The 19,513-nt window shown below is 45.6% G+C and carries 20 protein-coding genes; all 20 read right to left on the bottom strand.

The features are described from left to right. Nucleotides 1-34 precede the first annotated feature (34 nt). Nucleotides 35-979, bottom strand: a complete 945-nt coding sequence (locus M9196_RS08395; RefSeq protein WP_250617080.1) for a hypothetical protein — start codon at nt 977-979, stop codon at nt 35-37. A gap of 248 nt (nt 980-1,227) precedes the next feature. Next, a complete protein-coding gene (locus M9196_RS08390) occupies nt 1,228-2,529 on the bottom strand; it encodes a BamA/TamA family outer membrane protein (RefSeq protein WP_250617079.1) in 1,302 nt (433 codons plus the stop codon). A 340-nt stretch (nt 2,530-2,869) separates the two neighbouring features. Beyond that, nucleotides 2,870-3,904 (bottom strand): ion channel, encoded by a 1,035-nt coding sequence (locus M9196_RS08385; protein ID WP_250617078.1) that lies wholly within the window; start codon nt 3,902-3,904, stop codon nt 2,870-2,872. Nucleotides 3,905-4,109: 205 nt separating this feature from the next. Continuing rightward, entirely contained in the window at nt 4,110-5,171 is a 1,062-nt protein-coding gene (gene nadA / locus M9196_RS08380; RefSeq protein WP_250617077.1) for a quinolinate synthase NadA, read from the bottom strand. A gap of 215 nt (nt 5,172-5,386) precedes the next feature. After that, on the bottom strand, nt 5,387-6,172 hold the full coding sequence (ybgF, locus tag M9196_RS08375) for a tol-pal system protein YbgF (protein ID WP_250617076.1): 786 nt from the start codon (nt 6,170-6,172) through the stop codon (nt 5,387-5,389). A gap of 29 nt (nt 6,173-6,201) precedes the next feature. Beyond that, nucleotides 6,202-6,723, bottom strand: coding sequence for a peptidoglycan-associated lipoprotein Pal (pal, locus tag M9196_RS08370; protein WP_250617075.1), 522 nt, complete (start codon nt 6,721-6,723; stop codon nt 6,202-6,204). Between the two features lie 30 nt (nt 6,724-6,753). Then, nucleotides 6,754-8,082, bottom strand: coding sequence for a Tol-Pal system beta propeller repeat protein TolB (gene tolB / locus M9196_RS08365; protein ID WP_284677133.1), 1,329 nt, complete (start codon nt 8,080-8,082; stop codon nt 6,754-6,756). A 36-nt stretch (nt 8,083-8,118) separates the two neighbouring features. Beyond that, a complete protein-coding gene (gene tolA / locus M9196_RS08360) occupies nt 8,119-9,144 on the bottom strand; it encodes a cell envelope integrity protein TolA (RefSeq protein ID WP_250617073.1) in 1,026 nt (341 codons plus the stop codon). 13 nt (nt 9,145-9,157) lie between these two features. After that, entirely contained in the window at nt 9,158-9,601 is a 444-nt protein-coding gene (gene tolR, locus M9196_RS08355; protein WP_250617072.1) for a protein TolR, read from the bottom strand. Continuing rightward, nucleotides 9,601-10,287 (bottom strand): protein TolQ, encoded by a 687-nt coding sequence (gene tolQ / locus M9196_RS08350; protein WP_250617071.1) that lies wholly within the window; start codon nt 10,285-10,287, stop codon nt 9,601-9,603. The genes tolR and tolQ overlap by 1 nt, the downstream gene beginning before the upstream one ends. Then, a complete protein-coding gene (ybgC, locus tag M9196_RS08345) occupies nt 10,277-10,693 on the bottom strand; it encodes a tol-pal system-associated acyl-CoA thioesterase (RefSeq protein ID WP_279348259.1) in 417 nt (138 codons plus the stop codon). The genes tolQ and ybgC overlap by 11 nt, the downstream gene beginning before the upstream one ends. 277 nt (nt 10,694-10,970) lie before the next feature. Next, the gene (gene ybgE, locus M9196_RS08340; protein ID WP_250617070.1) at nt 10,971-11,273 is read right to left on the bottom strand and encodes a cyd operon protein YbgE; all 303 of its coding nucleotides are present in this window, start codon (nt 11,271-11,273) and stop codon (nt 10,971-10,973) included. Beyond that, nucleotides 11,266-11,373 (bottom strand): cytochrome bd-I oxidase subunit CydX, encoded by a 108-nt coding sequence (cydX, locus tag M9196_RS08335; RefSeq protein ID WP_000270284.1) that lies wholly within the window; start codon nt 11,371-11,373, stop codon nt 11,266-11,268. The genes ybgE and cydX overlap by 8 nt, the downstream gene beginning before the upstream one ends. A 12-nt stretch (nt 11,374-11,385) precedes the next feature. Beyond that, the gene (gene cydB, locus M9196_RS08330; RefSeq protein WP_250617069.1) at nt 11,386-12,522 is read right to left on the bottom strand and encodes a cytochrome d ubiquinol oxidase subunit II; all 1,137 of its coding nucleotides are present in this window, start codon (nt 12,520-12,522) and stop codon (nt 11,386-11,388) included. A 15-nt stretch (nt 12,523-12,537) separates the two neighbouring features. Continuing rightward, complete coding sequence (cydA, locus tag M9196_RS08325) at nt 12,538-14,124, bottom strand: cytochrome ubiquinol oxidase subunit I (protein WP_250617068.1); 1,587 nt, start codon at nt 14,122-14,124, stop codon at nt 12,538-12,540. A gap of 507 nt (nt 14,125-14,631) precedes the next feature. Beyond that, nucleotides 14,632-15,639, bottom strand: coding sequence for a Holliday junction branch migration DNA helicase RuvB (ruvB, locus tag M9196_RS08320; RefSeq protein WP_250617067.1), 1,008 nt, complete (start codon nt 15,637-15,639; stop codon nt 14,632-14,634). Between the two features lie 30 nt (nt 15,640-15,669). Beyond that, complete coding sequence (gene ruvA / locus M9196_RS08315; RefSeq protein WP_250617066.1) at nt 15,670-16,290, bottom strand: Holliday junction branch migration protein RuvA; 621 nt, start codon at nt 16,288-16,290, stop codon at nt 15,670-15,672. A 112-nt stretch (nt 16,291-16,402) separates the two neighbouring features. Further along, entirely contained in the window at nt 16,403-17,845 is a 1,443-nt protein-coding gene (locus tag M9196_RS08310) for a methyl-accepting chemotaxis protein (RefSeq protein WP_250617065.1), read from the bottom strand. A gap of 159 nt (nt 17,846-18,004) precedes the next feature. Beyond that, on the bottom strand, nt 18,005-18,526 hold the full coding sequence (ruvC, locus tag M9196_RS08305; protein WP_250617064.1) for a crossover junction endodeoxyribonuclease RuvC: 522 nt from the start codon (nt 18,524-18,526) through the stop codon (nt 18,005-18,007). 3 nt (nt 18,527-18,529) lie between these two features. After that, nucleotides 18,530-19,273: a YebC/PmpR family DNA-binding transcriptional regulator gene (locus M9196_RS08300; RefSeq protein WP_250617063.1), complete on the bottom strand. Its 744-nt coding sequence runs from the start codon at nt 19,271-19,273 to the stop codon at nt 18,530-18,532. Nucleotides 19,274-19,513 lie beyond the last annotated feature (240 nt).

Below are 19,513 nucleotides of genomic sequence, written 5' to 3'. Positions count from 1 at the left end.
TGCGTTGCTAGAAGTGTCCCTCTGAAAGCGCCCCCTAGAATCTATACCCAACCGCCACAATCAGCTGATTCCAATTAAGAAAGCTGTATTCTGCCATCAAGTTCCATTCTTTTTCATAGCCAAAATCATACACCGCTGCCAGTGACATGTTAGAGGTTTCTTTGCTTTTTAAATCTACGTCGAACTGCAATTCATCTGCTAGGTTAATCCCACTCACTTGTAAGTTGGTTAAGCTACCAGTCACGTTTTGCTCAATACTTTGATACTGGTAGCCCAACAACAGTGCCAGTTTGCCATAAGGCACGTCATAACGTTGCCCAACTCGTAACGATCCAATCTTGGTTAAAATAGTACTGTCTGTCGTGGTGGTCCAAGCATTGGTCACGGCGCCCGCAGCTGTGATAATAATCGGGTTTATACCGTCAATGACATCGATTTGAGTGGCAAGAACAGCACCAATACCAAGGTTATAAGCTTGATATTCAATATTAATTGGAATTGTGGCAGGAACGCCAAATGGTTTGCCATTGCGGGTTGCGTTTGATAAATCAGCACTGATCTCTTTATTCCCTTCAGTATAACCCGCCAATCCATAAATATTTAGAAAGGGAAATACCCAAGCATCGGCTCGAAGTTGAACACTTTTATCGGTACCTTTGATAGCAACATCATCGGCCGGTACTACGTAATGCGCTGGCTTACCAAAGCCTCCTAACACGCCACCCGTCGCATCAATTTTAAAATCATCGGTTGCAATGTACTCTACATCTTGCGAGTTCATATAAACACCAAAACCCACAGGGATTGGTAGCTCATAACCCATTTCACGTACTTGCTCACCCCAAATTGGCAAACCGCTCCAATGCGCTTGGCTCTTCTCTCGTTCGACTTGTTCTATTAATTCATTGCCTGCAGCATTAACGGAATTGAGTACGGTATCAGAGCAAAGCAATATTATAATGGTTAGTAATCTAATCAAAATTGGTATTCCAGTTATAGGGTTGATTATTGGTAGCAAGAAGCGCTGAGCACCCGACTTAAAGAAGTGCTTTATTCACTCGATTCCACATCAATTCGTCACTTTAATTTTCGCTACGTAAATGGGTGGGACTCATAAAATTAAGCGTCGACAAGTGTCCACATCATGACTAGCAAATTGCTAGGTGCAATTTGCTAGATCCAGTTCGTCAGGAACAACTTGCGTGTGGTTAAGATGCTTCTGTGAAGTTAAAAGGCTTCTGTGAAGTTAAAGTAAAATGCCGAGCCATGCTTACCCATCCCTAGATCGAGTCGGATATTCATTCTAGGCTGTAGTTCGTAGCGATACCCTACCCCGTAGGAAAGGATTGCGTGTCCGCTCAGATCTTCGGCGGAATTACCGATTGCACCGACGCCACTCCACAATGTCATTCCGTGGGCGGACAAGCCGCCGCCATGACGACGGAAAGTATGGCGATACTCAGCGGTCACTTCTGCTGTCACTCTATCGCGATATTGCCCTTGGTAGTAGCCACGCATGGAATTCGCTCCGCCCAATTCAGGCATATCGTAATAAGGCACGTCTCCAAACGCCTGCTGATATTGGCTTAGCAGGGCGATCACTCGACCTTCTTGAACGCTGTAGTAGTAACGATACTCAACATCTAACTTCTGATAATCCGCTTGGCTACCTAATGCTTCACTATACGTTAGCGCTTCAGTTTTAAAGAACGAACCACGCCATGCATTCACCGCCACATCTCGGCTGTCATATTGTAGGGCGGCACCGACCCCCCAAGTGAACGGTTTATCTTTAAACTGTTCAAAGTTATCATCCAACAACGCAGAATCCGGCACCGTTGTTGGGTTAAAATAGTTCACTCTGAGCGCAGGACCAGCAAACCAATTATCATGAATGCGGAATGTTAATGTTCCTTCATAGTTGGTGACGGTTGCTTTGTATTGAGTGATATCGCCAAATTCAAAATCTTCTGCGTTATCGTAGCCAACACCCCAATAGTGTTCACTTTGCGTGCCCGCGTTCAATGTCCCTTGAAATTGGATGTCGTTGTTGTTCCAAAATAGTGAGTGCCTAGCGCGAAGTCCGTAACCCACTTCGGAATCAACATAGTTGCCAATGACAAACATTGAGACACTAGAACGCTGTAACTGCTCTTGCTCGCGATTGGTTTTGAATGAGTATAATCCTCCCACCGCGACTAGCAGACCTTGCTCTGGTGTATAAGCCGGACCACCCAAAAAGCTAAACATCGGCATACCATTAATTTCTTGGTAATTCTTTTTGCCATATTTTAAATCGGTGATGGTACCGTTAAAGCGGTCGCTATCTGGCTCGTCCTTTAAACGAGCGACAGCTTGATCATAAGATTCGACGGTTTTTTCAGCTGTTGCGAGATCCGGTTCAAACCCAATCGACGCTTTATCGATGGCCAATTGTGCATAAGAAGGAATAACGATTGTCTCATTTGCCTGAGCAGAAGCTGTACTAATAAGCAAAGTAACCAAGACAACCGAGGAAAGTGCGCGCATAGATTTAATGATTCCGAAAGCCAATGAATGAACGTTCATTCATTAATAAAAACGGGCGCATAATAAACAGAATGGATAATTGTATCAAGTTATATTTTTGGTTTTTACATTGACCACGACAATTGATGTCGAGCAATGTGTTCGACCCCTATCCATGGTATTTCATGACGCTTTCATCACTGCATCACTCGAGCCCTGCATCAAGATTGTAGCTTCCCGACAGAAGAACACCAAAGAAAATAACGGCTACGTATACTGGATGTTCCCATCGCTGTCCACTTCTGAAAGTGGATAGGAGACAATGGGAGATAAAACTCTGTTAACTAACAGAGGCTTTCGTTCAGTAGATCGACGTCCAAGAAAAGTCATCAATTCGTTCATCGGCAATATAAAATAGCTTACAACCGGCGTGTACCGGCTGTGTAAGATCTGGGTTTAATGCAATTCCATCGCCGTCATCTATAGCGATCAACGTTGCTTGATAGTCTCGCTTCATCCATTGAAATAGTACTTCAACGTTGGTTTCTTGGGCATTATCTGGATAACGAGTCGAATACTGCGTCATCCCCCGAGTGGAACTTAGCAGTTCTTGGTGTAAAGCACTTGAGCCTGGGTCGACAGCGGCTTTTGCCAGCATCTCTGCACCAACGGCTGGAATGCATTCCGAGTTTGGGCAGTGTTGACTCAGCAATTCACTCAACGCTTCATCTTTGAAGTACACCAATAAATGGGCGGTAGAGTTGCGGTTTGCACAATACAACGCCGCAGACAGAGTAATGTCGTCTTCTGGGTTATCTATCAAAATACAGCTCGCCTGCTCGATGTTGGTTTTCTCCATCTCACGACCATCGGTATAGCTGTTCACTTTAACAAATTCGATTTCCCCCGGCAGCGGGTTTTCTATATCGGAACGAGTACACAACACAATAGGTCGGCGCCCCGTTTCTTCGTGTTGAAGCATTCGAATTAGATGCATGGTACGCTGACCATTCCAGCCTAAAATTAAAATGTGTTGATCCACTTTTACTGTCCTTTTACCGAGTTGTCCTGAACGCCAATAATCAAGCCCAAATGTTGCTAATCGTCCGAGTAAAGCCGCGAACAAGCTAAGACCACCAGGAATAATAAAAAGTACTGTGACCCAGCGACCCGCTTCGGTGCTTGGCGAGAGATCGCCATACCCTACCGTTGAGGCCGTCACGATCATAAAGTACATAAATTGAGAAATAGGTAGGGTGAGATCGGTTTCTCCGCTTAACCAAAGTAGAACCCACGACAGCAACACATACAGCCCTAACAGAGCAGCGAGGCTTCTCAGCCTGAGTTCAAACAGATGGGAATGAAACCATTTTCTTAGTTGTAACCAAATGAGCACAGTGTTCCTTACTTATGTAGAGAAGCGACCAATAACCGAGCGAATTTTCACCTAAAGCGCGTGTAAACTCATCACTCTTACTAACGCTCATGTTAACGCCGTTGTTAGCATGACTGTTACGATTGAAATCATTATAAGCATATACGAAAAAACCAGCCAAATGGCTGGTTTATTTAAAATCTGATCGCAAACCAGTGATGGAGGGCTATGCGTTGCCTTTCACTTGCACTTGTAGTTGCTCAGCGAAATCAAGCATACGGTTAAGCGGAATCAATGATTTAACTCGAACGGCTTCATCAACAAAAATTTCATGCTCTTCGCCACCTTCAGTTAGCGCACTTTCAATGGCTCTTAAGCCATTCATCGCCATCCAAGGGCAATGCGCACAACTACGACACGTTGCGCCAGCACCAGCAGTTGGCGCTTCAATCAGCTCTTTCTCTGGCACTAACTGTTGCATCTTAAAGAAGATGCCTTTGTCAGTCGCGACAATAAGTTGCTTGTTTGGTAGCGCTTTTGCCGCTTTAATCAACTGGCTAGTTGAGCCCACGCAGTCTGCGAGTTCTACCACACTTGCTGGCGATTCTGGGTGCACCAGAATGGCCGCTTCCGGGTAGACCGACTTCATGTCTTTTAATGCTTTTGAAGAAAACTCATCGTGAACAATACACTCGCCTTGCCACAACAGCATATCGGCACCGGTTTGGTTAGCGATATAAGAGCCTAAATGACGGTCTGGTCCCCAAATGATAGGTTTGTCTTCAGCATCTAAGTGCTCAACAATTTCCAACGCAATACTTGAGGTCACGACCCAATCTGCGCGCGCTTTTACTGCAGCAGAGGTATTAGCATAAACCACTACTGTGTGGTCTGGGTGCGCATCACAGAACGCGGAGAACTTGTCTTCAGGACAGCCTAAATCTAACGAGCATTCCGCTTCTAAAGTTGGCATTAGTATGCGTTTTTCTGGAGTAAGGATCTTGGCAGATTCCCCCATGAAACGAACACCAGCGATAATCAACGTAGACGCTGAGTGACGATTGCCGAACTTGGCCATCTCTAGTGAGTCACCCACAAATCCGCCGGTTTCCTCAGCTAATGCTTGGATTTCAGGATCGGTGTAGTAATGGGCAATAAGGACAGCATCCTTTTCCTGCAACAAGGCTTTGATTGTTGCAACATGCTGTGCTTTCTCCTCGTCCGTCAATACAACAGGCTTTGGAGGGAATGGGTAGATTGTATCAATTGAGTCTAAGATGTGGCTCATAGCGGGTGCTCTATGCTACTTGCAAATAATCCGAGTATTGTACACGGATCTGCGCCAGAGGACAAAGTTATGCTATGAATATCAATGGTGGCTTCGATAGTTCACAATGCGTCCAACGCATTTCTAAGATAGATGCAAAAAGAGAGCTCTGCTGAGCTCTCTTTTTTATCTTGTCATGGCACCCATTGACGTCGTGGTGCCAACGTAGGCCATGTCTATTCTAAGTTGGACTTGGCTACTTTAGCTGAAGAGCTCGCAGGATACTCATCCAAAACTTGTTGGTAGTACTGTTTAGCTTGTGTGGCATTGTTGCCACGTTTGGCTAAATCACCTAACTTCACTAAGGCATCAGCTCGCTTATTAGAGTCTTTAAACGCCAGTACGGCTTTAAAGCTCGCTTCGGCTTCGCTATCTTGACGTTTCGCAAAATACAGTTGGCCAAGCCAGTAATGAGTATTGGGTGCGAACGTAGACTCAGGGTAGTCTTTTTGGAACTGTTTGAAAGCGGCAATCGCGCCCGCGTAATCGCGTTTTTTCAAAATCAGATCCACCGCGTTTTGATAAGCGGTTTGCTCGTCAACATCGGTACTAAACTTACCGGTTGATTCTGCTGCTTTCGCTGCTGGTACGACCGCTGCCGCGCTAGCTTGGGAACGGAGTTTATCGATTTCGATAAACAGTTCTCGCTGGCGCTGAACCATTTGGTCCATATTGTAGCTATTTCGTTCCAGTTCACCGCGAAGCGTGGAAATCTCTTGTGTCATTTCATCGAGTTGCTGCTGCATTTGCGCCTGCACTCGATTTCGGTTTTGAAGCAAACGCTCCAAACGTTGAATATCGGTTTCGCTGGTTGCCGCGTGTGCTGATGCAACAGACGCAACCGTCGCTGAAGATGATGTTGCAGTGCTCAAGTCGGTAACCGGTGCTTTCGCAGCGAGCACTGAGCTCGCTGCGCCGGCTAGTAACGTAAGCGTAACTGCTCGCTTAATGTTACTTGTCATAAAGGTAAATACCTCTGTGGCCGTTTAAATTAGTAAACTAGAACTGCGCGACGGTTTTTCGCGTAAGCGTCGTCAGACTGACCTAGAACTAATGGTTTCTCTTCGCCGTAGCTCACGATAGAGATTTGATCCGCTTGAACACCCAGTGCTTGAATGTATTTAGCGACAGCTTGTGCACGACGCTCGCCTAGTGCGATGTTGTACTCAGGAGTACCGCGCTCGTCAGCGTGACCTTCGATAGTCACTTTAAGTGCTGCGTCTTTGCTTAGGTATGCTGCGTGTGCTGCAAGCATATCTTCGTAGTCACCTGCGATCGTTGAGTTATCAAACGCAAAGTAAATAGTTTGGTTTTCACGCAACGCTTTCTCTTTCATTTCTTGCTCTGAAAGTTGTGCATTTTGATCAATTGGCGTCACAACGGTTGTTTCTTGTTGTTGATTCGTTGTTTCTGTGCCAGTTGATGAAGCTGCGTCGTCGCTTGAGCTACAAGCTGTCATAGCAAGAACTGGTAGTGCGATTAGCAAACCCTTAAAAACTTTGTTTAGTTGCATTGTTTATTCCTTAACCTAAAATTTTAGTTGCTACAAAAACGGGGACCATGCAGGCGCTCGAACACGCCCATTTGTTGCCGGTAGTCTAGCTTTAAATCGTCCATCAATAGAAACCATTGAAAGAACGTTAGTCTTGTTATAGATAGAGCTATATATCACCATGCCACCATTCGGTGCGATGCTTGGTGACTCATCCAGCAGTGTTTTCGTGAGGATTTGTACCGATCCTGTTTCTAAGTCTTGTTTTGCAAGATTAAATCCAGAATTAGAACGATTAACCATCACTAGGTAACGACCATCAGGGGTGATCTGCCCACCGAGGTTCTGACTACCCTGCCATGTGATTCGTTTTGCTTTGCCGTCAGACAAATTTACTTCATAAATCTGAGGGTTACCACCCCTATCCGACGTAAAAATAAGGGAATTTCCATCTGGTTTCCAGTACGGTTCAGTATTATTTGACCGACCACTAGTTATTTGGCGTAATTTCCTTGTTTCGAGATTTAGCGTATATACATGCAGTTGCCCAGTCTTTGACAGGGTGATTGCAAGAGACTTTCCATCTGGGGAGAATCTTGGCGCACCATTATGACGAGGGAATGACGTAATCTTTTCACGTTTACCTGTGTAGATATTCATGATGAAGATTTCCGCTTGGCCATTTTGGAAGCTCACGTAAGCGAGGCGCTTTCCATCTGGTGACCACGCAGGAGACATAAGTGGCTGCTTTGAACGAAGCACAAGCTTTTCGTTGTAGCCATCATAGTCGGCAATGCGCATTTGGTACGGATACTGATCTTTGTCATTCACGACCACATAGGCGATACGAGTTAAGAATGCACCGCGTTCACCAGTCAGCTCTTCATACACCAAATCAGCGATTCGGTGCGCATACTCGCGCATGCGATTAGCGGGAACCGTGGCTTTTTTCTTAAAAAGTACATGGTCGTTAGACAATACCAATTGGCCATCATCGCTGAGTGCTTTTGATTGACCACCCGTTAACTGGCCACGAACCACATCCACCAGCTGATAGCTAATTTCATAGTTACCATCGGCTTTTTTAGTGATGGTGCCCGTCAGCAATGAATCCACACCAATGGGTGTCCACGATTCAAAATCGATATCCGCTGCATCATACGGCGTTTGCGGCATTTTGCTGGTAGCGACCGGGCTAAATTTACCACTACGCTGCAAGTCTGAAGATATGACCGCAGAAACGTCTTGTGGCAGTTTTTCCTCACCAGTCCACTTAAATGGCACAATGGCAATTGGGCGGGCTGAGTCAATACCGTCAGTAATGACCAGTTCTAAAGCAGCATTCGCGGTTTGCGTAGTAACGCTAAACAGTAATGCCATTCCTATTAATATTCGCTTAATCACAAGCTCTTCCTTTTACTCTGGAACTACAGTCAAATTAATGTTCTTTAATTTCGCGTTTACGTCAGCTTCTTTTGTCAGCGGGAAAGTCCCCACCTGTGTAATGGCTCGTCTCGTTGCTGCGCACAACCGGCTATCACCATCGAGTACTTTTACCTCACCAGCAATCGCGCCATTGCCAGCTGGAATTAACCGTAAATTAACTCGACATTGCTTTCCCCGAAAACTGTCCTCTAGCAACAGTTTTTGTTGAATCAGCTGGGTATAGATCGCGCCCATCCTCTGAAGTTCAGATGTCACGTGGTTAGAACGAGCCGAGGTATTTTGCTCCGACTCACTTTCCAACCCAGCAAAGATATCGTTCATCGCCGCTTCTTGCTCTTGTCTTTCTCGCTCAAGCTGCTTCAAACGCTCTTGCTCTTTGCGGGCTTTTTCTGCTGCCGCTTTCGCTGCTTGTTCTTTCTCTATGCGCTGACGCTCTGCCTTTTCAGCGGCTTCTTTTTCTAGACGGGCTTTTTCTTGTGCCGCCTTCGCCGCTTTTTCACGCTCAACACGCTCTTGCTCAGCTTTTACAATTGCCGCTTCTTTCGCTAAGCGCTCTTGTTCGGCTTTACGCACTGCAGCTTCTTGTGTTTTGCGTTCCGACTCTGCTTTTGCCGCGCGTTCTTTTTCTCGTTTCGCACGTTTTTCTGCTTCTCGTGTCGCTTGAGCCTCTTTAGCTTGCTGCACTTTAAGCTTACGAATACGTTCTTCTTCTGCTTTGCGGTTACGTTCTAGTTGCTCACTTTCTCGGCGCAGTTTATCCAATCGGTCTTGCTCTTTTTTCGCCGCGGTTTCACGCTGTTTTCTAATTTCCTGCGCTTGTTGACGAACGCGAGCAGGATCAATGACAACAGCCTGAACCATACTCGTTGGTTCAGCCTCTTTCATGGTGAAATCCGTGCCCCAGAGCAAAGCCACAATCAATACCACGTGCGCCAATAGAGAAATGGTGATTGGCTTTCCGTAGCGCGCGGCTTGCTTTTTATTATTCTTCTTCATACTGCTGCGATGACTATTCCCTGATATCGGTCAGTAGGCCAACTTTTGGTATCCCTGCCTGACTCAATTCATCTAATAATAAAACCACTTCTGCATAGGGTGTGGCGGCATCACCGCCCACGGCTACAGGTGAGTTAGGGTTAATGGAAAGCTCGGCACGTACTCGGACAATAATGTCTTGAAGGCTTAACCCTCGTTGAACGTCTTCGTTGTTCACACTCAGTCCAAAATTCCCATCGCGATCGACTTCAACAATAATAAAACTGGATTCAGTGTCTCCAGCCAAATCAGAAGCAGGCTTCGCGGTCGACGTTTTCGGTAGCTCAACATCAACCCCTTGCGTGACAAAAGGTGACGTCACCATAAAGATAATCAGTAATACCAACATCACATCGATGTATGGCACCACGTTTATCTCTGCGGTCAGTTTTCTTTTTTTAGGTTGATAGCCTGCCATTACTGTTCCTTACCGGCCATTGCTTGGCGGTGCAGGATAGAGTGAAACTCTTCAGAGAATGTGGCGTAGTTATGTTCTAACTTACCCACTTTAGTGCTTAGTCGGTTATACGCCATTACCGCAGGAATCGCGGCAAATAGGCCCATCGCGGTGGCAATCAAGGCTTCTGCAATACCCGGTGCGACCATTGCGAGCGTCGCTTGCTTCACTTCACCTAGCGCAATAAAGGCATGCATGATACCCCATACCGTACCAAACAAGCCGATATAAGGACTAATAGAGCCCACCGTTGCTAAGAATGGTAGGTTCACTTCGAGATCATCCACTTCACGAGCAACGGCAACGCGCATTGAACGTCCTGTCCCTTCCATGATAAACGCAGGGGAATCGGCATTCGATTTACGTAGACGTAAGAATTCAGTAAAGCCACTATAGAAAATCTCTTCAGTACCTGAGAGTTCATCTTTACGCTTCTTCACATCTTGGTAGATCACTGACAGATCGGCGCCAGACCAGAAACGATCTTCAAAGGCATCCGAGTCTTTGGTTGCTTGAGTCAACACTTTACTGCGCTTGATGATCATTGCCCATGATACCACTGACATGCCAAGCAAAATCAGCATGACGAGCTTAACAAGCAAACTCGCTTGTAGAAAAAGGTCCAAAAACGAAATTTCAGCGTTCACGTTTTAACTCCAATAAGATTGACGAAGGTATGCCCTTCGGCTTCATTTTCACATTATCAATACATGCCACTTTAACCAGTGCTTTGGCGAATGTCACACCTTCCGCGTCGACTATTTCTTGTTGAAAGGTTAATGAAGCACGCTTAAATTCTGAAACGGCGGTTTTTACCGTTAGGTGAGCATCCAATCGAGCCCCTTGCACAAAGTCAATGTCCATATGACGGACAACAAAGCCGGTATGTTCTGCTAACAGCAGATTCTGGCTAACTCCAACACTGCGAAGTAACTCAGTCCGAGCTCGCTCAAAAAACTTAAGGTAATTGGAATGGTAAACCACGCCCCCAGCATCGGTATCTTCATAATACACGGTGACAGGGAACTCAAAATAAGAAGGTAAGTCAATCAAACTAATAATTTCCTAGAAACAACAACGCCCTAACATAGCGTAAGTCCCTTAATATAACGTAAGAAGATAGGATTGTTATTACTGCTGACAATAATTTTTGAATAAAGTACGAAAATTTACACTTAACTGAAGAAGTTGTGAGTAGATTTGCCGTTTCACTTACGTTTACAACATAAAACCCAGCCATTCGAAAGTCTCTCATGGCGAAGCATACCGTTATCGATTGAAGTAAGCGTTCATTTATAAAAAAGCCCGAGCTATCGCTCGGGCTATATTTTTAGAAGACGTACATTACCGTTAAGTAACTCAGTACAGTTAACGAGATGTATGGGCTAAATAGAATTTGCCAAACCCAAAGTCTTGGCTTAAACCCTACCCCGTAAACCATACTCGAACACAAGGACAGGACAAAAGCCAGTCCAAGGAATGGCGTGAAGCCACCAATTTGTTCAGCGTAGGCGTCTGGGCGCCACATAAATAGCCCAACATGCCCAAAACCCATAAGCAATGCTATGGCCTTTAACCAGGTCTTATCTAGCCACTTATGTGCATTCGTAAACTGCTCGTTGAGACTACTCACTGTCTTTATCCATCATTTCACTGTGTTCTAACCACAAGGCGTTGATGATGCCAAAAGCACACGCTAAAAGAACACCTAAAATCCAAGCAAAATACCACATTCTATGTGCTCCTTAGTAAAGTGAGTTTTTGTTTTCTTCGATGAACTTGTCATCAAGACGACCAAACATTTTGTAGTAAGTCCAAGCTGTATAGCTAAGAATCACTGGCACCATAACAAACGCAACACCTGTCATCAGGTTCAACGTCAATTCACTTGATGTTGAATCCCACATTGTCAGGCTTTGATTTGGGTTTAGGCTGCTTGGCATAACAAATGGGAACATGGCAAAACCAGCAGTAAAGATGATACCGCCGTTCGCTAAGCTCGATGATACAAACGCCAATGCACATTTTTCGAAACGCGATGCAAGCACAGCAAGCAGTGGCATCACAACACCCAATGCTGGAGCAATCCAAAGCAGAGGATAAGCTTCAAAGTTGTTCATCCAAGCACCCGCTTCACGAATCACTTCTTTGTTAAGAGGATTAGACGCGGCGGCTGTGTCGATGGCACTAACAATGACGTAGCCTTCAATGCTTTGAATCCAGAAGCCTGCTGCAACAAATGCGGCCACAACCAGTAGACCCATCATTTGAGCAACATTACGCGCTCTCATGTGAACTTCATCTGTCGTTTTCATTTGCAGCCATGTCGAGCCTTGCAAAATGATCATAAACACACTGACCAGTCCGCAAAGCAGCGCAAATGGGTTAAGCAATCCAAAGAACGAACCATGATAAGTAGACATCATGAAGTCATTAAGTTGGAACGGAACCCCTTGCAGCAAGTTACCAAATGCCACACCGAAGATAAGCGGTGGAACGAAACCACTGATTGAGATCGCGATGTCCCAAGTGTTACGCCAGCGTGGGTCTTCAATTTTTGAGCGGTAATCAAGGCCCAGTGGGCGCAACCATAACGCCGCTAGCGTTAGAACCATTGCCAAGTAGAACCCTGAGAATGACGTGGCGTAAACAAGAGGCCAAGCCGCAAACAGTGCACCACCAGCGGTAATTAACCAAACTTGGTTACCATCCCAGTGTGGTGCAATGGAGTTAATCATGACACGACGCTGTGTATCCGTTTTACCGATCACAGGTACTAGCGCACCAACACCCATGTCGAAACCATCGGTAATCGCAAAACCAGCAAATAGCACGCCAATTAATACCCACCAGATAAATCGTAAGATTTCGTAATCAAACATTCTTTTTCTCCCTGCTTACGCTTCTACTTGACGGTTAACTTTATCTTCAACCGAATTTTCATTCTGTTCGAAGTGATAACGACCCGTCTTTAAGCTACTTGGTCCTTTACGAGCGAACTTCACCATTAGATAAACTTCGGCAATTAAGAACACGGTGTAGAGCGCGATAATGGCGAACAATGATGTCCATAGCTGACTCATGGTCAGTGCTGAAGCGGCAACATGCGTTGGCAGTATTTCACCAACAGCCCATGGCTGACGACCGTATTCAGCAACAAACCAACCCGCTTCAATTGCGATCCAAGGCAGTGGCATACCAAATAGCGCCGCTTTAAGAAGCCAAGGTTTCTGATTGATTTTTTGACGGCAAGTTTGAACAAACGCTGCGCCGAAGATGAATAGCATGATAAAGCCACACGCTACCATGATACGGAACGACCAGAATAGTGGCCAAACCGTCGGGATAGAGTCATCGGCTGCCGCTTGAATTTGATCTTCCGTTGCATCAACAACATTGTCGGTATAGCGCTTAAGCAATAAGCCGTAACCCAGATCTTGTTTCACTTCATCAAACGCGGCTAGGTTTTCGTCAGAGCGATCACCGGCGCGAAGTTTTTCCAGTAGGTCATAAGCGTACATACCCGTACGAATACGATCAACGTGCTCTTCACGTAGGTCATGTAAGCCTGTTACTTCCGTGTCGATTGAACGGGTAGCAATGATGCCCATCACGTAAGGAATTTTGATGGCAAAGTCAGTGTGCATTTCTTCTTGGTTAGGGAAACCAAAGAGCGTAAATGCTGCTGGGGCAGGTTCCGTGTGCCATTCTGCTTCAATTGCAGCCAATTTCACTTTTTGAACGTCACCAAGCTCGTAGCCAGATTCATCACCCAGTACGATTACAGACATGATTGAAGCCATACCAAAAGAAGCAGCGATGGCAAAAGAGCGACGCGCAAACGCCATGTCACGCCCTTTTAGCATGTAGTATGAGCTAATACCAAGCACAAACATTGCGCCTGCGGTATAGCCCGATGCGACGGTATGAACAAACTTCACTTGCGCTACTGGGTTAAGAACTACTTCTGCGAAGCTCACCATTTCCATACGCATGGTTTCGAAGTTAAATTCTGCTCCAACAGGGTGTTGCATCCAGCCGTTAGCGACCAAAATCCACAATGCTGAAAAGTTTGAACCCAACGCAACAAGCCAAGTTACCGCTAAGTGCTGACGTTTAGATAGCCTATCCCAGCCAAAGAAGAAAAGACCGACAAAAGTGGACTCTAGGAAAAAGGCAACGAGTGCTTCTATAGCGAGGGGGGCACCGAAGATATCCCCGACATAGTGAGAATAGTAAGACCAGTTGGTTCCAAACTGGAACTCCATGGTTAGACCGGTGGCAACACCAAGTGCAAAGTTGATTCCGAATAGCTTACCCCAGAACTTGGTCATGTCCTTGTAGATTTGCTTGTCGGTCATTACATAAAGAGACTCCATTATAGCGAGAAGAAACGCCATACCGAGTGTCAATGGAACGAATAAGAAGTGATACATCGCCGTGAGTGCAAATTGCAATCGCGACAGCTCCACTACATCTATCATGGTAACTCCTTTTGTGTCGGCTGAAAGACACGTTTTATATTATGCGACAAGGACGACTGTTTAATTCACATTAAACTTGTTGACACTTAGCACCATCCTTGTTGCGAATATGTACCTTAATGGTTAGTTATTTGTTAAGCTTGCGCTAATATAGCTTGTGCTAATATTACTGCTAAATTACATCAGTTTCAAAAGGTTTATTTACTAAAGCGCTTTGATTTACATCAATAAAGACAAAGAGTTGATTGTACGATCTTTAATCACCATGACACAGATCAATTTAGGTAGGCATTTGTAACGAGATTGGGGAGCAGAAAAATCCGCTCATAATCAGAAGCAACCCTTTAGTGGTAAGGGGTTACGGCCAAACAGATAGCTTATAGTGATAATTGAGGGCAAACGGATAGGGTGACTTTAGCATGCAGTACTACACGAACTGCATGCTAATAGGTAGTAACAAAAGCTGAAAATAATTTTGTTGGTATCGAGTATTCTTCTTCAGAACCGTTACGATTTATCGACGCCAAAGTGCAAATAGGCTCGATCTGAGGCAATTCTGCCACGTGGAGTACGTTGCAAGTAGCCTTGCTGTATTAGATATGGCTCAATGACATCTTCGATCGTATCTTTTTCTTCACCAATTGCCGCAGCGAGGTTGTCTAAACCGACTGGCCCCCCAGAGAACTTCTCCATAATAGCAAGCAGTAACTTACGGTCCATATAGTCGAAGCCTTGGTGATCGACATCGAGCATGTTGAGCGCTTTATCGGCAATATCAGAACAAATATGCCCGTCACCTTTAACTTCTGCATAATCTCGAACTCGGCGAAGCAACCGGTTTGCGATACGCGGCGTACCACGTGCGCGACGCGCTATTTCTAACGCCCCTTCCGGTTCCATCGACAGGTTAAGACAAGCGGCACTTCTTTGCACGATACGCTGCAAGTCTGCAATTTTGTAATACTCGAGACGTTGCACAATACCAAAACGGTCTCGTAACGGTGATGTCAGAGAACCCGCTCGTGTCGTCGCGCCAATAAGAGTAAAAGGTGGGAGGTCAATCTTAATCGAGCGCGCCGCAGGCCCTTCGCCAATCATGATATCCAGTTGATAGTCTTCCATCGCTGGGTACAAGATCTCTTCAACCATTGGGCTCAATCGATGGATTTCATCGATAAACAACACGTCATTTTCTTCAAGGTTGGTCAATAATGCCGCCAAGTCTCCGGCTTTTTCTAACACAGGACCCGACGTTGTGCGGATACTCACTTCCATCTCATTGGCAACAATGTTGGCGAGCGTGGTTTTACCCAAACCTGGAGGACCAAAGATCAGTAAGTGATCAAGTGGCTCATTTCGCAGCTGCGCCGCCTTAATGAAGATCTCCATTTGGTCACTAACATGCTGCTGACCTTCGTAGTCAGCTAACTTTTTTGGTCGAATTGCCCTATCGATGACATCCTCGTCTTTAAAAACGGGATTTTCTGGGGCGATGAGGCGGTCAGCTTCAATCATATTTTTATCTCTATTGAATCGCTTTTAAGCTTACACCATTGAACGCAATGCATCACGAATAAGCGCTTCACTACTCATTCCAGGTTTTGCCACTTGCGAGACAACTTTTGTCGCTTGCGCAGATTTGTAGCCCAGCGCAAGTAAAGCACCTACCGCTTCATCTTCTGCACTGTTTGCAGAACGTAACGACGACGCACCGTCAATTGGCGCTGCATCTGTTGCAGGCGTAAAGAGATCCCCTGCGCCCCACCCTTTCAGGCGGTCTTTCATTTCAACGACCAAGCGTTCTGCAGTCTTTTTACCAACCCCTGGAAGTTTCACTAACGTAGAAATATCTTCACGTTCAACACAAGAAACAAACTGACTCGCTGACATGCCAGAAAGAATACCTAAACCTAGCTTAGGGCCTACGCCATTCGCTTTAATCACTTCTCTAAATAGGGCTCTTTCACTGACAGAATTAAAACCGTATAACAACTGAGCATCCTCACGAACCACAAAGTGTGTATAAATGATGGCTTCTTCGCCGACTTCTGGTAACTCATAAAAACAGCTCATTGGCATTTGAATTTCATAGCCCACGCCCCCAGCCTCAATCAAGAGCTCAGGTGGCTGCTTTTCTACTAGAATTCCGCGTAATCGTCCTATCACAGTTTAATTTCTCATGCTATTTGTAATAGGACTTAGGATATAGAATAACTGGATGGGTATCCAGTTATTTTAGAGACGAGTAAATGAGCAATTCACCGCGCTCAGCTGGTGCTTAAGCAAGCACTGTACGCAAACGCTCCGACAATTCTGTACCTTCGTTGATCTGCTGATTTAGCTGCTCTGTGATAATTTGAATATCATCCGCAACCGACTTACTGTCTGCCACTGAGTGAGCGACGTCACTGCTCGCTTGATCCAATTCGCCGATGGCCTGATTCTGCTGACTGACTAGCTGACTCAAATCACTGATTTCCGTTGAGACTACTTGTACCTGCTGAATCATTTGACTCAGCTCCGTCACTGTCGTTTGGATCGTTTGTTGACCGGAATTAATTTCACGCTGGCTATCACCAATCAAGGCGCGGATTTCTTCTACCGAGTTGCTTGTTTTTGAAGACAGCTCCCTAACTTGCTCGGCAACCACCGCAAATCCGCGACCATGCTCCCCCGCTCTCGCCGCCTCAATAGCCGCATTGAGCGCGAGTAGATTGGTTTGATCCGCCACGGTAGTGATCAGCTCCATCACTGAGACCACTTTTTGGTTACTATTATCGATATTAGTGATTGCTTGCGTTGAAGCATTAAGCATTTCACTGCTGCTTTCCGCTTGCGCTTTTATCGCCTCAGTTTGTTGCATCACTTGTGACATGAACACGACAGAGTCCTGCGTAAAGGCTGAGAGCTGTTCTAACTGTTGGCTCATTTCCTCTGCTGCGCTAGCTTGCGAGGCACTATTTAGCCCAAGCGATTGTACATTGTCTTTAAGTTGCGACGATTGGGTGTTGACATGATGAATCACCCCATCAAGTTCCTCGACACTTTCATTAACGACGACAAAAGTCGCATCTAGCTTTGCTTGCCCTTGGGTGGCTTTTTCTCCTTGTCGCTCGCTGTTTTGTAGAGCTCTCTCTGCGCGCGCAATCGCGCTTTCTTTCTGTTTGGAGGTAAAGCTCTGAGCAAAACAAATCACCAACAAGGGTAAAATCATCCCAGACCAGATTTCTATATTCTGCTTATTAGCAGACAGCTGTATTTGCGGGAAAGCATAACCACTGGTGTGAAGGTAGGTAAACGTACCGGCGATAAGGACAATCCCGACGCTCCACGTCAATGCCATGATGCGCGATGCCGATAAGTAAAAGGCAACAATCAGCAACGGTGCCCAAAATGCTTGGGTAGAGTCAACAATGCCACCACTTTGATAAATGATGTTAAGTGCATGGCCGGTCATACCGAGAAAGCCAATGTTCAACGCGATGGTGATACCGTGCGTCCAGCGAAGTAACGCTAACGACACACACTCAAGAAGAATCAATACAACAGAGGTGGCAAACAATGCGGCATGACCATTGCCATGCCATTTAATCGCGCTATACAAGCCAACAATCAGTGCAACGATGGCAAACACCGCGGTAATCTCTGCTTTTCTAAGTTGAATATGCGGTAAGCGCTCAGAATCTAAAATAAAATAATGCCATATGACGTTGTTTTTCATTGTTATTTGGTCCTTTGACTTGACTCATCGGACCAATTATAGAAGTTAACAATAATTTAACAATGGCTTTTTCTGATTTGCAGCGAAACTGTGGACTAGCTATCGTTAAACTTGTCACTATCACTGACGTGATTACTGCCGCAAACGATCATGCCTTGGTTAGCGATAACGTCCTCGTTTTGCTCCCGTGGCTTTGCCCGCTAAGGCAATCAGTGTTTTGTTGGTGTTGGCATGACAAATGGCCACACCCAACGCATCCGCGGCATCGGCTTGTGGCTTGGCTGCTAATTTTAACATGCTCATTACCATGTGCTGGACTTGAACCTTGTCTGCACCACCAGATCCCGTCACCGCTTGCTTAATGAGTCGAGCCGCGTATTCGTGAACCGGTAAATCGTGATTAACGGCTGCCACTATTGCGCTGCCTCTTGCCTGCCCCAGTTTAAGCGCTGAATCGGCATTCTTTGACATAAAGACCTGTTCAATGGCAAAAACATCGGGTTGGAACTGAGTAATAATTTCACTTACTCCGGCATAAATTTGCTTTAAACGTCCGGGCAGCTCTTTTTCGGACATTCGAATACAACCACTGCCAAGATAATACAAGTGTCGGCCTTGCTGCCGAATCACTCCATAACCCGTAATACGTGAACCTGGGTCGATACCAAGAATAATTGACATAAATTACAATGCTGCCGCTACTTCATCTGAAATATCACCGTTGTGATACACTTCTTGCACATCGTCAAGATCTTCTAATACGTCGATCAAACGCAACAATTTAGGCGCTGAATCAATATCTAGTTCCGCTTTTGTTGACGGAACCAGCGTCACTTCGGCATTCACAGAAGTTAAGCCTGCTGAGTCTAGCGCATCTTTAACCTGACCAAACTCCGCTGGCGTGGTGTAGACATCAATCGCGCCATCATCGTGAGTTTCAATATCATCTGCACCACTTTCAAGTGCCACTTCCATCACTTCATCTTCATCCAGTCCTGAGGAGTAGGAAATCACACCTTTTTTCTCAAACAAATAGCTGACACTGCCATCCGTTCCCAAATTCCCCCCGGATTTTGAAAATGCATGTCGGACACCAGAAACTGTTCGGTTACGATTATCAGTCATACATTCCACCATCACCGCGGTTCCCGCAGGGCCATAGCCTTCATAGATGACGGTTTCCATGTTTTCATCACCTTCCCCGCCCGCTCCTCGGCTCACGGCTCGGTTTACCGTATCTCGCGTCATGTTATTAGACAACGCTTTGTCAATTGCCGCTCTTAAGCGAGGGTTATTTTCAGGCTCAGCTCCCCCTTCTTTCGCCGCAACGACGATTTCTCGGATCAACTTGGTGAAAATTTTGCCACGCTTAGAATCTTGCGCCGCTTTACGATGACGTATATTTGCCCATTTACTATGACCTGCCATGAGGAATCCTTTGAGTTCTATTTATTTGGTTTCTATTCAATAGCCTAAACGCGAAAAGCGTCGTACACCCTTGGCTATACTTCTCTATACCCAAGTCTTTTCCTATCGTTAATTCTTTCACTCTACCTAACCGTTTAGCGATACCAAGCCGTTTCACTAAACCTGGTCGTTTCACTATACCTAATCGTTTTACTATACCTAAATTAGATAAAAAAAATCCCGCCTTAGCGGGATTTATTA

This window comes from Vibrio methylphosphonaticus, assembly GCF_023634655.1.
GTDB classification, from domain to species: Bacteria; Pseudomonadota; Gammaproteobacteria; order Enterobacterales; family Vibrionaceae; genus Vibrio; species Vibrio methylphosphonaticus.
This window is presented reverse-complemented; position numbering and strand designations above follow the sequence as displayed.

Coding starts and splice junctions, on each gene's coding strand:
- tolA (WP_250617073.1), bottom strand. CDS start 9,144: ATGAAGAAGAATAATAAAAAGCAAGCCGCGCGCTACGGAAAGCCAATC.
- ybgF (WP_250617076.1), bottom strand. CDS start 6,172: ATGACAAGTAACATTAAGCGAGCAGTTACGCTTACGTTACTAGCCGGC.
- ruvB (WP_250617067.1), bottom strand. CDS start 15,639: ATGATTGAAGCTGACCGCCTCATCGCCCCAGAAAATCCCGTTTTTAAA.
- tolR (WP_250617072.1), bottom strand. CDS start 9,601: ATGGCAGGCTATCAACCTAAAAAAAGAAAACTGACCGCAGAGATAAAC.
- pal (WP_250617075.1), bottom strand. CDS start 6,723: ATGCAACTAAACAAAGTTTTTAAGGGTTTGCTAATCGCACTACCAGTT.
- nadA (WP_250617077.1), bottom strand. CDS start 5,171: ATGAGCCACATCTTAGACTCAATTGATACAATCTACCCATTCCCTCCA.
- cydX (WP_000270284.1), bottom strand. CDS start 11,373: ATGTGGTATTTTGCTTGGATTTTAGGTGTTCTTTTAGCGTGTGCTTTT.
- ruvC (WP_250617064.1), bottom strand. CDS start 18,526: ATGTCAATTATTCTTGGTATCGACCCAGGTTCACGTATTACGGGTTAT.
- M9196_RS08390 (WP_250617079.1), bottom strand. CDS start 2,529: ATGCGCGCACTTTCCTCGGTTGTCTTGGTTACTTTGCTTATTAGTACA.
- cydB (WP_250617069.1), bottom strand. CDS start 12,522: ATGTTTGATTACGAAATCTTACGATTTATCTGGTGGGTATTAATTGGC.
- M9196_RS08300 (WP_250617063.1), bottom strand. CDS start 19,273: ATGGCAGGTCATAGTAAATGGGCAAATATACGTCATCGTAAAGCGGCG.
- M9196_RS08310 (WP_250617065.1), bottom strand. CDS start 17,845: ATGAAAAACAACGTCATATGGCATTATTTTATTTTAGATTCTGAGCGC.
- cydA (WP_250617068.1), bottom strand. CDS start 14,124: ATGATAGATGTAGTGGAGCTGTCGCGATTGCAATTTGCACTCACGGCG.
- tolB (WP_284677133.1), bottom strand. CDS start 8,082: ATGGCATTACTGTTTAGCGTTACTACGCAAACCGCGAATGCTGCTTTA.